17 protein-coding genes and 1 tRNA gene are annotated in these 14,727 nt (G+C 68.2%); 9 read left to right on the top strand and 9 right to left on the bottom strand.

Annotation, left to right across the window (positions count from 1 at the left end; translation table 11 throughout):
* Positions 1–239: 239 nt before the first annotated feature.
* The gene (locus KDL01_RS09190) at positions 240–644 is read right to left on the bottom strand and encodes a hypothetical protein (RefSeq protein ID WP_212527958.1); all 405 of its coding nucleotides are present in this window, start codon (positions 642–644) and stop codon (positions 240–242) included.
* Between the two features lie 92 nt (positions 645–736).
* Positions 737–949, bottom strand: a complete 213-nt coding sequence (locus tag KDL01_RS09195) for a hypothetical protein (RefSeq protein ID WP_212527959.1) — start codon at positions 947–949, stop codon at positions 737–739.
* 68 nt (positions 950–1,017) lie between these two features.
* On the opposite strand from KDL01_RS09195, the gene KDL01_RS09200 reads away from it, so the two are divergent.
* Positions 1,018–1,839, top strand: a complete 822-nt coding sequence (locus KDL01_RS09200) for a hypothetical protein (RefSeq protein ID WP_212527960.1) — start codon at positions 1,018–1,020, stop codon at positions 1,837–1,839.
* A gap of 100 nt (positions 1,840–1,939) precedes the next feature.
* Here KDL01_RS09200 and KDL01_RS09205 read toward each other — a convergent pair whose 3' ends face one another.
* Positions 1,940–2,410: a hypothetical protein gene (locus KDL01_RS09205; protein ID WP_212527961.1), complete on the bottom strand. Its 471-nt coding sequence runs from the start codon at positions 2,408–2,410 to the stop codon at positions 1,940–1,942.
* A gap of 199 nt (positions 2,411–2,609) precedes the next feature.
* On the opposite strand from KDL01_RS09205, the gene KDL01_RS09210 reads away from it, so the two are divergent.
* The 3 genes from KDL01_RS09210 to KDL01_RS09220 all read left to right on the top strand — a co-directional run bounded on the left by KDL01_RS09210 (position 2,610) and on the right by KDL01_RS09220 (position 5,342).
* A complete protein-coding gene (locus KDL01_RS09210; RefSeq protein ID WP_212527962.1) occupies positions 2,610–3,221 on the top strand; it encodes a hypothetical protein in 612 nt (203 codons plus the stop codon).
* A 70-nt stretch (positions 3,222–3,291) separates the two neighbouring features.
* Positions 3,292–3,963 (top strand): response regulator transcription factor, encoded by a 672-nt coding sequence (locus KDL01_RS09215; RefSeq protein ID WP_212527963.1) that lies wholly within the window; start codon positions 3,292–3,294, stop codon positions 3,961–3,963.
* The gene (locus KDL01_RS09220) at positions 3,960–5,342 is read left to right on the top strand and encodes a HAMP domain-containing sensor histidine kinase (RefSeq protein WP_212527964.1); all 1,383 of its coding nucleotides are present in this window, start codon (positions 3,960–3,962) and stop codon (positions 5,340–5,342) included. The genes KDL01_RS09215 and KDL01_RS09220 overlap by 4 nt, the downstream gene beginning before the upstream one ends.
* 209 nt (positions 5,343–5,551) lie before the next feature.
* Here KDL01_RS09220 and KDL01_RS09225 read toward each other — a convergent pair whose 3' ends face one another.
* Positions 5,552–5,734 carry a hypothetical protein gene (locus KDL01_RS09225; protein WP_212527965.1) on the bottom strand — a complete coding sequence of 61 codons (183 nt, stop codon included), beginning with the start codon at positions 5,732–5,734 and terminating at the stop codon, positions 5,552–5,554.
* A 116-nt stretch (positions 5,735–5,850) separates the two neighbouring features.
* Between KDL01_RS09225 and KDL01_RS09230 the strand changes: the two genes are divergently transcribed.
* Entirely contained in the window at positions 5,851–6,522 is a 672-nt protein-coding gene (locus KDL01_RS09230) for a hypothetical protein (protein WP_212527966.1), read from the top strand.
* Between the two features lie 471 nt (positions 6,523–6,993).
* Positions 6,994–7,560, top strand: coding sequence for a hypothetical protein (locus KDL01_RS09235; protein WP_212527967.1), 567 nt, complete (start codon positions 6,994–6,996; stop codon positions 7,558–7,560).
* 254 nt (positions 7,561–7,814) lie between these two features.
* Here the strand turns inward: KDL01_RS09235 and KDL01_RS09240 are convergent, their stop codons facing one another.
* Positions 7,815–9,104: a lanthionine synthetase LanC family protein gene (locus KDL01_RS09240; protein ID WP_212527968.1), complete on the bottom strand. Its 1,290-nt coding sequence runs from the start codon at positions 9,102–9,104 to the stop codon at positions 7,815–7,817.
* A 181-nt stretch (positions 9,105–9,285) separates the two neighbouring features.
* On the opposite strand from KDL01_RS09240, the gene KDL01_RS09245 reads away from it, so the two are divergent.
* Both KDL01_RS09245 and KDL01_RS09250 read left to right on the top strand, forming a co-directional pair.
* Positions 9,286–9,675 carry a hypothetical protein gene (locus tag KDL01_RS09245; protein WP_212527969.1) on the top strand — a complete coding sequence of 130 codons (390 nt, stop codon included), beginning with the start codon at positions 9,286–9,288 and terminating at the stop codon, positions 9,673–9,675.
* A 645-nt stretch (positions 9,676–10,320) separates the two neighbouring features.
* Entirely contained in the window at positions 10,321–11,028 is a 708-nt protein-coding gene (locus tag KDL01_RS09250) for a hypothetical protein (protein ID WP_212527970.1), read from the top strand.
* A gap of 102 nt (positions 11,029–11,130) precedes the next feature.
* Here KDL01_RS09250 and KDL01_RS09255 read toward each other — a convergent pair whose 3' ends face one another.
* The 4 genes from KDL01_RS09255 to KDL01_RS09270 form a co-directional block, all read right to left on the bottom strand.
* Positions 11,131–11,862: a hypothetical protein gene (locus KDL01_RS09255; protein WP_212527971.1), complete on the bottom strand. Its 732-nt coding sequence runs from the start codon at positions 11,860–11,862 to the stop codon at positions 11,131–11,133.
* Positions 11,862–13,073 carry an ATP-grasp domain-containing protein gene (locus KDL01_RS09260; protein WP_212527972.1) on the bottom strand — a complete coding sequence of 404 codons (1,212 nt, stop codon included), beginning with the start codon at positions 13,071–13,073 and terminating at the stop codon, positions 11,862–11,864. The genes KDL01_RS09255 and KDL01_RS09260 overlap by 1 nt, the downstream gene beginning before the upstream one ends.
* A 54-nt stretch (positions 13,074–13,127) precedes the next feature.
* A complete protein-coding gene (locus KDL01_RS09265; protein WP_212527973.1) occupies positions 13,128–14,012 on the bottom strand; it encodes a metallophosphoesterase family protein in 885 nt (294 codons plus the stop codon).
* Between the two features lie 67 nt (positions 14,013–14,079).
* A tRNA-OTHER gene (locus KDL01_RS09270) sits at positions 14,080–14,166 on the bottom strand.
* A 207-nt stretch (positions 14,167–14,373) separates the two neighbouring features.
* On the opposite strand from KDL01_RS09270, the gene KDL01_RS09275 reads away from it, so the two are divergent.
* Positions 14,374–14,589: a hypothetical protein gene (locus tag KDL01_RS09275; RefSeq protein ID WP_212527974.1), complete on the top strand. Its 216-nt coding sequence runs from the start codon at positions 14,374–14,376 to the stop codon at positions 14,587–14,589.
* Positions 14,590–14,727: the final 138 nt, after the last annotated feature.

Raw genomic sequence — 14,727 nt, forward strand, 5'->3', positions numbered from 1 at the left:
CCCCGCGCCGTGCATCCCTGGTGTCCGCTGAGTTCCCATCGTAGGAGACCGCGCGGCTCACGGACATCCCCGTGCCCGCGAGTGTCTGCGGACATCGATCGAGCTGGGCACGGATCCTCCTCGGCGGCAATGAGCGATACCGCTGGCTACCCGCTCGGCGCCGAACCATGCGCCCTGGCCGGAAGAGATCGGCGCGACCGGACCCGGAGGCCTCGAGCGCATTCAGAGCAGTCGTGCAACTATCCGACATTCGGGATGTTGCGGGTGGCCCGCCACGGCCGTCGATGTGCGGGAGGACCGGGTTGCGGTCCGGCCGGAGCTACGTGGGCGGCACCGGCTGCTCGAAGAGCCTCGGGGGAGGCGGGATCGAGCAGAACGTGGGCTTCGGCGCTGAAGTAGGCGTGGCGGCAGTAGGGGAAGGCGAAAACGCCGCAGAGTTCGTCCAGGTCCGCGGCCTGGTAACGGTCGGCCGCGTCCTGGGCAGCGCGCAGTGCCGTTGTGGTGGCGTCCCGGTCGCCGAGGGCGGCGTGGGCGCGTGCTTCGACGGCTGGAAGAAAGCTGCTGATGTAACCTCCGGCGCCCAGGGCGATGCGCTGCTGTGCGTAGTCGCCCGCCTGCCGCGGCCAGCCGGCCCAGTAGGCCATCAGCGCCTGCCACGAGATGACTTTGGCGGCAAGGGCGGCAAGGCCGCTGTGCCCGGCGCGTTCGGTACAGAGCAGGGCCGCTGTGGCCTGCGTCAGCGCGGGTTGGGAAACTTCAGCGCACGTTGCGCGGCCATGTGGATCTGCCTTTCGGCACAGGGCTCAATCGCCAGCCGCACGGTCAGCAGCGGCCCGAGCGCGTCGACCGCGACGTGCCGGTTGGTGCCGTGCACGCGCTTGCCACCTCCGTACCCGCGATCAGCGGCGGCGACGATCTTTGCGGCGCGCAACGACCGTGAGCCGATCACCGCTGGTGGTGTGCGCCGCGAGCGTGCGGTAGGTTCACTTCTCCGCAGATCAATGCTTGGGGGACCGGATGTTCGGGCATCACGTTCAATGCCCTGTCGAGGCGGCCGATCGTGAGCGGGTCGAGGAATCGTACGTTCGGCTTGTCGAGCGGTTCGGGGTCTCCCTGCTCTCGGGCACTGTTGTCCTGCCGACCTCAGAGTACTTCCCTGGCCCGTTTGTCGGCGCCTCGGATCAGATGCAAGCCCTGGTCGACGGTGTTGCCGCGGCGATGGGCATGACGGAGGGCGATCATGTGGCCGCGGTGCCGCTCGTGCGCAGCGGTGCCACCGCCCAGCGGGGGCTTACCGGGTGCGCCGGCTATCCCGGAGGAGCATTTCGCAGCGGTGAAGGCGAAAGCGTGCTCGCGATCGACCAGGCCCTGGCGGGTCGGCCGATCGCGCTGGTGGCAACCATCGCGCACATGCTCGGACATCTTCGCTTCGTAGGGCAGGTCGGCATCCCGGCACAACGCACGGCACGCGAGCACTTCATCGAACTCCATGCGGTGTGCACGGGATTCGGGATCTTCAGTGCCAACGCGGCCGTAGAGGTCCAGGTGGATCCGCGCGCCAATCGCGTGGCGGCAGCCACCTACGGGCTGAGTCAGCGGCGGCCGACGTTCCACCACAGTGGCTACCTCACTCAAGAACTCCATGGCTACGCCCTGGCGTGCTTGGCGTTCATTCGCGGCGAACCACACCCGAGATGGATGAAGCATCTGGATACCAACCTGCGCGCCTACATGAGGCAGAGCCTGAGATATCTCACGCAATACCCGCCAGAGCAACTCGTCACGATTCAAGCGGGCATCGTCGCCTCGACCGCTCCACAGACTCCCGAAGTTTCGTGACGAGTGGAGGCGCCCGACTGGGTGCGACTCAAACCGTTCTGATGGGTCTCGTTCAAACCGCTGAAGCCACCACGCCGGGTTCCCTTCGACGCGACCGGATTCAATCTGCTGTGAGCCCCCAATAGACGACCTGGCTCGGCTTCTCGTCTCGGTACAACACGGCGCACCGTGCGCTGCCGCGCGAGTCGGGGTTCGGCAGCTTGTCCATCGCGTATCCCTCGACGAAGTCGGCGTAGGTGGGACGTCGCCAGATGCCCAGCAGCTCGCGGAACGTGCCGGCTCCCATTGGCCGAAGCGTCGCGGAGGCATCGGGCTGGTCCTCGCCGATCAGTCGGCAGATGTCGAGCACGGTGCCGGTGCCGCCAGTGCCGACGAACTCGAGCCAGTCCTCGTCCTGCCACAGCTCGTCAATGGACTCGACGTTGACACCGTGGACACCACTGTTCAACGCGATCTCCTGCGCGGCACGCAGCGCGGCTCCGAGATCAGCATCGTACGGGCCCGTCTCATACCACGCGCTTGCTCCCACCTGAACACCCTCCTGAACGCCGCCAATGCGGCTCGCATTCAAGCACGGGCTACTGACACGGGCTACAGACACGGGCTACTGACACGGACTATTGGCAGCGTGCCGTCTTCGAGCATGGCGTCTCCGGTGCTGACGGAGTGTCTGAGGCTTTCCTAAGGTCGGCTGACGGTGGACCGAAGGCCGCGGTGGTGCCCTGGTACAGGGCCGGCGAGAGACGCCGGCCGGACAGGGAGAGGGATCCGTGATGCACAGCAGAGCGAAGATGGGCGCGGCGGCGGCCGCGTTGGCACTGCTCGCGGGGACGGCCGGGTCGGCTGCGGCAGCCTCGGGCGGGACGTCGGCGGTGGAGGGCAAGACCGCGGCGGCGGTGGCCGCGACGTCGCAGACGAAGACGGGCGCCCCGTCGAAGGAGGAGGGTGGCTGGATCGGCCAGCTCGCGGCCCGGTACCACGTGAGCCCGGCGGCGCTCGATGCCGCGCTGGTGGAAGTGAAGGGGCTGCTCGGCACCGGCGTACCGCCGCAGGGCTCGAAGGCCGTGGGCGTGATCGTCAACGAGCTCGGCCTGAGTGAGACCTCGGCTCGCAGCCTGCTGGCGGAAGTCTTCGGCAGCGGGGCGGCGGGTAGGGACGCGACCCAGGCGTCCGACACGCGGTCAGCGCACGTGCTCGCGCAGCTGCTTGGCGTCGACGACGCGCAGGGTATGCAGGTACTGCGCGAACTGCAGTCCCTGGGCGGCTCGCCGAAGCAGGACCCGGACAGCGCGGGCTTCGCCGCGATCGCCGCGAGCCTGCACCTGACCACGGTGCAGCTCAACCAGGTGCTCGTCGAGCTCAAGCAGCAGCTGTCGCAGTAGACCGACCGGTGATCGAGGGCCGGGCGGCACGACGTCGCCCGGCCCGGTGAGGAGCGCGACAATGCCTGGTATGCAGGTATTGATCGTTGATGATGACGAGGCCGTGCGGGCCTCACTCGCTCACGCGCTGCGCCGTGACGGCTACCAGGTCTCACAGGCCGACAGCGGCGAGGCCGCGCTGCGGCAGGCGACCGCGGAGCGTTTCGGTGCGATCGTGCTGGACGTGCTCATGCCGGAGCCGAACGGGATCGAGGTGTGCCGGATTCTGCGTCAGCGCCGCGACGAGACCCCGATTCTGATGCTGACCGCGCGAGATCTGATCACCGACCGGGTCGCGGGGCTCGATGCCGGTGCGGACGACTATCTGATCAAGCCGTTCGCGTTGGACGAGTTGCGCGCGCGCCTGCGGGCGCTGTTGCGCCGCAGCGGGCAGACGCGCGAGGTGCTCGCCTATGCCGATCTGGAACTGGACCTCGCGCAGTGCCTGGTGCGCCGCGGCGAGCGCCCGATCTCGTTGACCCGCACCGAGTACGCGATGCTCGAGCTGTTCCTGCGCAACCCGAAGCGGGTGCTCAGCCGCGCCGCGATCTTCGATGCGGTCTGGGGTTACGACTTCGGTCCCGGCTCGAACTCACTGTGGGTCTATATCAGCTATCTGCGGACGAAGCTGGAGGCCGGCGGTGAGCCGCGGCTGATCCAGACTGTGCGCGGGCTCGGCTACGTCCTGCGCGAGGAGCCGTGAGGTGGCTGGGGGCGCGCCTGCCGAGCCTGCGCGCCCGGGTCGCACTCGTCGGGGGCCTCGCGGTCCTGGTGTCCCTCCTGGCCGCGACCCTGGTGCTCTACCCGGTCGCCGACCGTGATCTCCATGACCAGCTCGACGGCTCACTGGTGCAGGCGTCCACCAGTGCGCCGGGCTTGATGTCGCAGCTCTACGGCAAGGCGGCGAAAACCGGCGCGATCCTTACCGCGCCGCCGCCGGTGGTCACGGTCGGCGACGAGGTGATCCAGTTCCTGGACGGCTCGGACCGCATGGGCCAGGCGACACCCTTGGGCCCTGTGACACTGGCCGAGGAGCAAGTCCTCGTCGGCAAGAAAGGCTCGGTGTTCGAGACGACCCAATTCAAGGGTCGGACCTACCGCATGTACACCACCACCGTCGGCGGCCCTGGCGAGATCGTCGAGGTGGCCAGGCCGGCGACGGCCGCGACGGCGCCGCTGGACCGGCTGCGGCTGCTGCTCGTGGCTCTGATCCTCGGAGCGGCGCTGGTCGCCATGCTCACCGCCAGGTTGGTGGCCGGCAGGGTGCTGCGTCCGGTGCGTGAGCTCACGGACAAGATCGAACGGGTGACGGCGACCGGTGATCTGACCATCCGGATGGATACCCGCGGCCGCGACGAGATCGACCGGCTGGCGCGTTCGTTCTCCGCGATGATGACGGCGTTGGACCGCTCCGTGCAGGCGCAGCGCCGCCTGGTGGCCGACGCCTCACACGAACTGCGCACGCCGCTCACCAGCCTCACTACGAACCTCGAGCTACTGGCCGAACACGGCGGCCTGGCCGACCCGCAGGCGCCGCGGCTGCTGGCCGCCGCGCTCGAACAGGGCGGGGAGCTCAGAATGCTGATCAACGACCTGGTGGAACTGGCCCGGTACGGCGAGGTCGAGCCGCACCTCGAGGATGTGCGGCTCGACCTGTTGGCCGGCCACGTCGTGGCCCGTGCGGCGAAGCGGGCCCCGCACCTGGACTTCGAGGCGGACTTGGACGACTGCCTGGTGTATGCGGACCCTGACGCAATCGAGCGCGCGCTCGGCAACCTGGTGGACAACGCGGTGAAGTGGAGTCCGGACGGCGGCGTGGTGCGCGTGACAGTGACCGCGCACAGGGACGTGGCGACGGTCGAGGTCACGGATCAAGGCCCTGGCATACCGGAGAAAGACCTGCCGTACGTGTTCGACCGCTTCTACCGCTCCGCCGCCGCACGTGCGCAACCCGGCTGGGGCCTGGGCTTGTCGATCGTGCGGCAGATCGCCGACACCCACAGCGGGCAGGTCAGCGCCCACCAGCGGATTCCCGGACCGGGCACCGTGATGCGGCTGGCCTTGCCGAAAGCGAGCGCGTGACGGGGTCTGGCCCGTGCCCGGTCTGTTCTCCGCGCGCGTCGAGCTCCGTGTGTTTTGGCGTGGTGGAGGCCATGCCACGGGTGTGCAGCGCGGTCATGGCGTTGCGGGTGGCAGAGGTGATCGCACCGTGCTGCCACGCGTTCATGTAGGAAGACAGACGAACGTGGTGAGCGGAAGAAAAGCCCGCATTCCGTGACCACGTCGGCAGATCAGACCGGCGGCTGGTCGCCGAGCAGGGTGCGGCCGGACTGCAATATGGCGTCGTCCGCCGGTGCGTCGCGCAACGCCGTCGCCGTCGCCGTCGCCGTCGCCGTCGCCCTCGCCGGATCCGGATCGAGGCCGGGCGCGGGGCCGAGAAGTCGCTCGTGCCGCACAGCAACCGGCGCGAACACCGCGAAGAGTGAACCGGCGCCAACCAGCCCCTGGTGCCCGTGGCAGCGTACGCTCGCCCACCCATCCTCGCCGACTTCCGCAACACTGTTGCCGCCTGCGGGCTTAGGCTGCCGCTATGGCGATCCACCCGGCCGACGCGCCGTTCGAGCTGTTGGAGCCCTACCGGTACCACGCCGTCTATGACGGGCGGGAGTTCCGCGTGACCAGCGGCGAACTGGCCGCCGTCGTGCAGATCCTGCCGTGCGGCGACGAGCGCGATCCCGTCCCGCTGACGGTCCAACCGGAACAACTCGAGTCCTGGACCCGCGATTGGATCACCTTCAGCTGGCGCGGCGAACCCTTCGTCTACCGCGGCCACAAGGACGGGCTGACCGTCGGCGACTACCTCGGCAACGACCCGGAGTTCGCGAGACGCCACTGCCGATTCCCCGATGTCGCGAACTCACCGGCATACCTGCCCAGCGCCGAACTCACCGCCCTCGAGCAGCACAGCACCGACGTCTTCGAGACCCGAGCCGCCGAGGCCCGCGCGATCGAGGAACTCGGCCCACTCGGGCGGCGCACGGTGGACGGGCACACCGTCACCCGCATCTACCTCTACAAAGGCGAGGAATTCGAGCCCTTCGAGCGCGACGGCCTCCTGCTCAAGTGCCGCTACCTCGGCAGAAACTACTTCGTCTGGATGCACTGGATCCTCGAGGTGGAAGACGGCCCGAGCGGCCGCATCGGCTACATCCGACGACGCCCCTCCACGCTCGAACCCCTGATCGACAAGACCCTCGACTGAGGCGGGGCCACAAACTGAACAGTGCCGAGTTCTGAGAGCCGGTCTTTGAACCTCAACCATCGTGAGTGCATAGCTTGCGAACTTGCGATCCGGTGGTCGGATGTGCGCACTCGTCTCATTCGCCCTCTGACGGCGGCGGCGTCAACACCCGGGTTCCGCCGCCACGTTGAGCCGTTCGGGTCTGCTCCAACTCGCGCTGTCGTGCCGGTTGTCGACCGTCGCCGCTTCCCTCGCCATCATCACGAGCGGCTGCGAAACAGCGTGGCGCACCGACCCAAGGCAGCACGCTGAACCGCGCGGTGTGGTATCTAGACGTTCGTGTGGGCATTTATTCAGGTCGGCTCGCTGGTCGTTGGCTTGGCCGTCCTCATAGCCGGGGCCGGGATTCTCAAAGCCCGCCTTGACCTGGCGCGCCGGAAGCGTATCAGCAGGCTGGCCGCCCGGCATGGCTGGCACCAGCCGCAGTCCAGCGTGCTGGTCGCCCGCGACGCCGTCGCCGACGGACGGGCCGGTGCCCGGCAGGAGTTAGCCGGGCTGCCGATTCGTCCGGGCCGCGACCTCTTTCTCAAGCCCGACGAATCGGTGGGCGGCCGGCACCGGGACATGTCCATCGAGATCGGCGGCTTGCTGTCGTACTCGTCCGCGGACGTCGAGGACTGTCGACATTTCTGGATAGCCTGCGTCGACGCACTGCCTGCGGGAACGCCCATCCTGGAGGTCGTGCGTCGTCGCCATACCGTCGACGTAAGCCGGGTGGCCGGTAGGGAGTTCCGGCTCGGGGTCCCCGACTTCGACGGTCGGCACCGGGTGACGACCACGAGCCCCGAATTCGCCCGGCTCGTCCTGAGTCCCGAGGTCGTCAGCCTAGTGACGTCCTGGCCGGCCGGCTTCCGCTGGCGGATCGAGGGCGGACGGATCCTGGCTTGGGGACCCGGCCGCCTGCACGCGAAGCGGGTCGAGCCGACGCTTGACCGTTTGACCGCACTGACCGCGGCGATCCCGGGCACGGCCGGAACCGAGCGCTTCGACGCAGCGTAACGGGCTTATCGGGCTGGTCGCAGGGGGCTGCGCGTCGCCACAGCCGGCGCTGCAAAACCGGGAAGTCATCCCCGGTCGGCGCATAGAGGGTCTGCGGCCTGCTGCGCGGTCGTCCCCGGCCCGGCCGCGACCGCGTATCTGGGGTATCACGGCGAGCGGCGGGAACGGTTGGGTGCTGTCGTGTCGGGTGCCGCCGGTCTCAGCAGATCTACGCTTCGCCGCACATACTCACGGCGCTGCAATACGCAATGCTGTCAGTGTTGATCACCGTTCTTCCCAGCCGTACTTGAACACACCGGCGCGTGGTCCGGCATCGAGGTTGCGTACGTCGGGTCGCCCCCGGCCGCGATGCGCGCGTAGCGGAGCAGTTCCGGGACGATGCCTGCGGTTCCGTGGGCCCAGCCGGTGTGTGGTTCCAGCTCGCCGGGTGTGTTGCGGTGTTCGAAGTTCGCCCAGCTCGCGCCGTTTTCGTCCAGGGAGGCCCGGTCGATCAGGTCGGCTGCCAGCAGGTCGGCGAAGTCGTCCGTGCCGGCGGCGTCGACGCGATCGCATTGGAGGTCGCAGGCGAGCGCCAGAACGCCGGCTGTGCCACAGCAGCGGCCGTTGTTGTCCCAGAAGCCCGGGCGCAGTCGCTGCGGCAGGCCGGACGTCTGCACGGAGTGCCGGCAGCGATCGATCAGGGCGGTCCATTGTTCGTCACCGGTGATCTGCTCGAGCAGTCGGAACAACTGCGCGTCGCCTGCCGGGCCGTTGCACCAGCCGTAGCTGTAGGTCTCGATGATGTCCGGGCGGTGCGGCGGATTCGAATGAGGTACGAGGAATCCCGTTGGCCCTGCCGTGTTGCGCGAGACCACGTCGGCGGCGCCGCGCTGGGCCAGTTCGATCAGATCGCCGCGGCCGGCGGCTCGGCCGACCGCGGCCAGGGCGTAGGCGATACCGAGGGTCCCGTGCGCCATGTGATGGGAATGCGGCGGTGTCGGCCTGACCTGCCAGTTGACTCCGCCGGCCGTTTCGTCCGCGTGCAGCGCGTACGGTTGCACGGCAAGCAGCGCGAGCTCCGGATCGCCGGCGGCCAGCGCGCCCAGGCCGATCCCGGCGTTGCCCGCCATCAGCTCGAACATCTCGTTCCAGCGCTCGCCGTCGAAGTGCGCCCGAACGAGCGCCAGTGCGCGATCCGCGGCCGCGCCACAAGGCCCGTCGCCCAGGGCCCGGTCGGCCGCACGCAATCCGAAGGCCATGCCCGTCAGCCCGAGGTACAGGGAGTCGTGCGTCGTCTCCGCGATGGCCTCGGCAACGTAGCGGGCCCCGCGCAGCGCCGCATCGGCATACCGGTCCTCGTGAAAGTGCCGCCAGCCCTCCAGAAGCGCGAGGATGACGCCCGAGGTTCCGTAGTAGAGGCCGGGCATGGGTTGTCCGCCACTCGGTGCCCACGACCAGGCCAGCCCGGATCCGGTCGGCCGCGCCTGTGCCAGCAACCAGTCCAGCCCCTGCCGGCCGAGATCCTCCGCTCTCTGTATCTGCGCCGAGTTCTGCACGATCTTCACCAGAAGAGCATTCCACAGCGCCGATGCCTGCGCCGCGGCGCTCGGAGCCCGCCGCTCGGAGCCCGCGACATCGGGCCTGAACTCACGACACCCCGATACGCGATGCCATTGGTGTCCTCGCTGGCGGTCCCAGCGCGGAAAGCCAGTTGCGGGGAGTAGGCAGGGCTGGGAGGGTCGGCGTGTGACACTGACGGCTAAAGGCTTGCGTTCCGTCACGGTGGACGGCGTCCGCTACCGGTGGCGGATGGGGCGCGGATGGCCGTCGGCATTCGCGGTGGACCTTCCCGGTCGGGCGGGCTCGGTGCTGCTGGCAACAATTCCTGGCGGTCCCCAAACCGACTGGTGCCGTGACGGCGTCGGACTCGTTGTGACGCGCGCTGTGGTACCCGTTGTGATTCGGATTGCCCTGGATGGTGGCTGGAAGCCCGCCGCTCGCGGGCCGGCATTTCACGTCGAGGTGCCGTTCAGCGAGCTGCCCGGCTCCGTCACCACTGTCTCCAGCCACCTCGACTGGTGCTGCGAATACCGCTTCATCGCCCGCCTGCAGGTCAACGAAAGCGCCTCTGACTAGCGGTGGGACTACAGCGATCTGGCGAGTGATCAACCATTCCGCCTGCTGCACCCTCTTCGAGGGGACGAGCGAGATCCAGCGTTTGGTCATCGCCTGGGCCATCCCGGGGCGGTACATCCGCTCATCAGATAACGGAGAGGTCCTCACGCTTTGCCAAGGCTCTGCGAGTACGGGCTCGGGAGCGATAGACCCTGGACCGCACACGCGCGGCACAGCACACCGGTGCCCAGTAGCGTGCAGCCATGCCGCGAACGAGCGTCACGAACGACACCGAGGACATGCTCTGCCTCTGGCTGGAGCCTTGGGGCCAGCGACCACTGGATGCGCCGGGGAGAGCGCTTCACCGTTGTCGTCGACAGCTCAGCCGAGCCCGTTGACGAGGCGTTCGAAGCGGTCATCCATGATGAGGCCATATGAGGCCATATGAGGCCATATGAGGCCATCAGCGTCTGGGTCACTGCGGCCAATTCAGCCGAGGTCGTCGATGCTGAGCCGACACCGGCAGCGTCACCAGTATGCTCATCGGCGCGGAACGCGATGAGGCACATGACCCTGACCAGCCCGTTCATTGAAGATCCAGCGCCATATCCTGTCGCGCGACAGAGGTATCTCGAGGAGAAGGCGAATCTGGGGAAGGGTGAGTAGATGTCGGCTTCCCGTGATGGACGGTCCGTCGCCCCGTTCGGCAAGGTGGACACGTCGCACTACCCGGACCTTGTTGAGGGCGGAGGCCTGGTTGAGGTGTTGCGCAGTGTGGCGGCGGCGTCGGGCTTTGCGGTCGGCGAGATCGGGGTTCAGTACCCGGCAGAATTCGCCGGCTATACGTCGGCGGCCATCAGATCCGACCGGGGCCAGATCGACGTCGGGATCTCAGCCGCGAGCAGGCTTTTCGATGTCACAGCCATGCGAGGCCATGACATCCTCGCCCTGGGTGAAACCTCGGAGCTGCCGGAGGTCCTGGCCGTGGCGGCGGCGTGGAAAGCCGGTGCCCCGTATGAGGAGTTCGCGGACCGTTTCCCGTTCATGGAGATCACTGAGCAGGCCCGGATCCAGGCGAGCCCGGACCCCGTCGCCGCGCAGTGGGACTATCTGCTCGCGGATGACCAGGTGCCGGAGGAACTCGACCTTCTCAAGGCCCTGCACGAGAACGCGGCAGTCCGAATCCGCTATCCCGAGCTGAGCCACCGGACCGTGTGGCTCTCCCGCGAGCGGCTCAAGCGCGCGGGCCGGGTCCACGTGTGGGTGGCTGGGCCCGGTCGATACTGCGTCCAAGTAGCCGAGCAGGCCGAGACGAGGGTGACACTTGAATCCCTGCCGGCGACGATCGCGGCGGTGGTGAACCTGCTCGGCTGAGTTGGTGAGAGGGGGCGGGGGCGATGAGTCGGGTTCGCTTGGTCCGTGCGAATGTCAGACGAGATAGTGCGCCGGTGTTCGTCCGCGGCCGACTCCCGGGGTTCAGTCGTCGGAGCGTAGCTGGCGCAGGATGAGGAAACGGTCGTTGAGGATCTCGACGGCTTCCGAGATGGAGCAGGCGAGCTGCTCGCGGATCGTTTTGACCGCGTAGATGTTCTGCCCGGCTCGGATGTGTTCGTCGATGCTGGCGCGCAGATCCGTGTTGGTGGGATCGGTGGCGGTGAGGATCTCCAGGCGCGTTCGCATCCGCGCGACGGTGTCGAGGATGCGGGTGCGGGTCGGCTTGATTGCCGAGCCGGCCTTATCGTCGTGGTCGGTGATGCCCAGAATTGCACAGAGCGCTGCCTGCAGTTCGACGGCCGGGTCGGTGGCAGGTATGGCGGGCAGGTCGGGTACTTCCGGCTCATCGGCAGCTGCGATGGGTCGCTCGGCTGCGGCCAGGACTGTCCACTCAGGGGTCTGCGGGTAGTGGGAGCCGGGCGGGGCCTGGAAGACGGCGCTGATCACACCCTCCTCGATGACGAGCGCGAACCCGGGCCGGTCGTCGTCATCGCCGCAGCCGGGGCATGGAGTTTCGGCGTAGCAGGGGCACCAGACGCGTGGCGCGTCTGGATCACCTTCGTGAGGGCCGCTGGTGGCACCCCACTGCAGTCGGTCTCCGACCTGGTAGTGGTGCATGCCCTTCGCGCCGTAGTGCAGCTGAAGGTCGCGTGCGGACACGAGGCCGCAGACGCGGCAGGCGACCGGGGCCGTGACGATGTTGTAGAGGCCCATCAGCTCGGCACCGGTCCCATTCTCGTCGCCTCGATGGGGCGCAGGTACGCGAAGTCGTTCACGGCGACCCGGTGGAGCGGTCCCGCGCTGCGCAGTACGACGTCGAGGACGCGGTCGGGATCGGCTGCGTAGCAGTGGGCGAACCAGGCCATGTTCGCCTCGACGACGGCCCACTGCTGCGCGCCGGTGTCGGGGGACTCGATCAGGCCGACGTCCAGGACGAACGCGCTCGGGATCATGCCGGTGCCCATTCGGTCGGTGCCCATCCGTTCGGCGGTCAACGCGGTCAACGAGGTCAACGAGGTCAACGAGGTCAACACGGTCGAGTCGGTCCTCGGCGGGGGCAGGAGCGCGGCGAAGAACTCTCGTACGGCCTGCTCGTTCGGGTCGCCTGTCAGTGGTGCCGGGTCGAGGCGGCCGTAGACCGCGTAGCGGCTGCCGGTGACGATCTCGCCGTCGAGCACGAACAGCCGGTACTCGACCGCGAACGTGACGACCTCACTGATCAGCACCGCGGTTTCCGGGGTCAGCTCGTTGCCGGTCCGCGGCAGCCGGGTGCCGTCCGCGTAGACGGCGGCGGGAAGCGACTTCTCGCGCGGCGGCTTGACGAAGGCGGGACGGGTCAGCCGCCAGGCGTCCGCGAGCGTGGACAGCGCGATCTCGCGGCCGAGGAAACGGTGTGGCAGGAGCGTGAGCCATTCGTCCAGTGGCTCGAGCAGGCCGATCTTCAGTTCCCGCACGGCCCGCAGCGCTGCCCGTGGGCCGCCGTACCAGTACACGTCGCGGCCGGCGAGGGTCTGGAGTTCGGCCGGGTCGGTCAGTTCGTGTACGGCCAGCCCACGGCGCGCCGCGGCTTCGGCCAGTAGCGTGGTCGTGCTCGTGGGCTGGGCGGAGACCAGTAGTGCAGAACCCTGTGACAGCGCCGCGGGGTTCGGCGACAGAGCTTCCGATCGGCCGGTGGGCGGGCAGGTGTCATCGCCGCACCCGTGAACGTGGCGGTGGTAGAGATGCCCGGCCCAATACGACGGAAGCTCGTGGGTGTGAAGCTCGCTGTAGGGGCTGTGGAGATCCTCGTCGGTCACGAAGGACTCGACGATCGATCTGGCATGCTCGGGTTCGAGATGCCACCTCGCCCACAAGTCGAACGCGACCTCGTGGAGGTGCTCGTCGAGCTCGGCGGGGGCGTCGAGGTCCAGCCGCAGCGGAAACATGCACGCATCTTGGCAGGCCGGTTGGGGATGGGACTATCGATTTAGCTTTGCGGATCAGCCGGCGTCGACGAGGGCGGCCAGGTCGAGCTCGTCGCCGCTGACCTCGGCGAGCCAGGCGTCGTGGACGTACTCGAAGTCGTACGTTTCGGTGTCGAGCACGCCGATGCTGCCGGCCTTGATCTGTTGCCGCGGATTGACCGGCTCGGAGGTTCTGTGGTTGGTCTTGGCACCCACCAGGTCGGCGAGCGTGTAGGAGAGTGTCGATCCGTAGCGGCGAGGGCCGTTTTCATGGTGGTAGTGGCCGCCGACGTGCAGGCGCGGTTGCAGGTGTTCGATGAGCCGGGAGAGTTTGGGCGAGCCGCGCAGGATGCCGCGGTATTCGGAAAGGCCGTGCGGGCCGTCGTGCGTGACCAGGATGTCGACGCTGCCCGGTTCCGCGGCGAGGAACGTTTCGTACGCCGCCCGGTCGTAGTCCATCGCGTCCGACTCGATGCGTCCGAGGAAGGCCGTGCGTTGGCCGGCCACCTCGATGACGTTCCCGCACGCGACGTGGCGGTAAGCGCCGAGCGGATCCACCGGTGTCACGGCGGCGGCAGCAGCCTGATGTAGCGCGGCCAGCCAGTCGTGGTCCTCGTGGTTGCCGCTGACGTACAGGAACGCCGGCACCTGTTCGAGGGCCGATCGCACGCCCTCGGCCAGTTGTGGTGAGGGATCGAGCAGCCGGAAGAAGTCGCCCTCCGCCGGGTTGCCCACGATGAATCTCCGCGTGGCGTCGTCCAGCCGCTCCGGCGACGGGAACGACCCCAGATCACCGACCTGGATCAGCGCGTCGAGCCGGATTCCCCGGCGCTTGCGCAGCATGACGGCCGCACCGAGCGCGTGCACCACCCGTCCGTGCACATCGCCGAAGAACGCGACCTTCATCGCCGTAGCCCCCATCGCGGTGAAACCGTCCGGACCCCACCGGTGCCCGGACGTGGCCGCCGCGGCCCGCCCGGGTAGTTCGTGACCCTGACCGGACTCGAACCGGCGTCACCTCGCTGAACACGTCAGGATAGGTGGGGAGGCGCGCCAACCACTGCGCTACAGGGCCCTGTTAAGGCACGGATCCTACCACCCGCAGACGTGTGCCGCGCCAGGGTGGCCGTCGCGGGTAGACACGGATGTATGTGGCTTGATTTGTGGTGACGGGGCGCGAGATGAACGGCGCCGTGGGGAGGACGGGGCATGGGGACCCTTCGCGGACTCGGCCGGCGTTTCGGGTCTCGCGTGGCTCGACGGCCAGTGCCGCGGGATTGCCGTGGGCCAGAGCATTCCGGTGAAGTACCTCGCCGCCGACCCGACGCGGATCGCGGCGGTAGGGACGCTGAGCCTGGTGAAGATCCTGGTTCCGGCGCTCGCGGAGACGCTCGGCGGGCTGGTCTTCTTGTCTTTGAGCGTGCTCGGGGTGCTCGACGGCCTGGGCAGGCTCGAGCCGTGGGCGGCCCGGCGGCGAGGTCGTAGCCGGGCGCGCTGAGCCGGAGTTGCCACGGTGCGCAGCGGGGGACAGGTCGGGACTGGTCGATTCTCGATTCTCGATTTTCGATTCTCAGTGCTCGGTTCCGGAACCGAGCCAGTCCCTTGACGTTCGTTGTTCGCGACCACATACTCCAGA

Origin of the sequence: Actinospica durhamensis (assembly GCF_018139695.1) — a bacterium.
In the GTDB taxonomy this organism is placed as follows: Bacteria; Actinomycetota; Actinomycetes; order Streptomycetales; family Catenulisporaceae; genus Actinospica; species Actinospica durhamensis.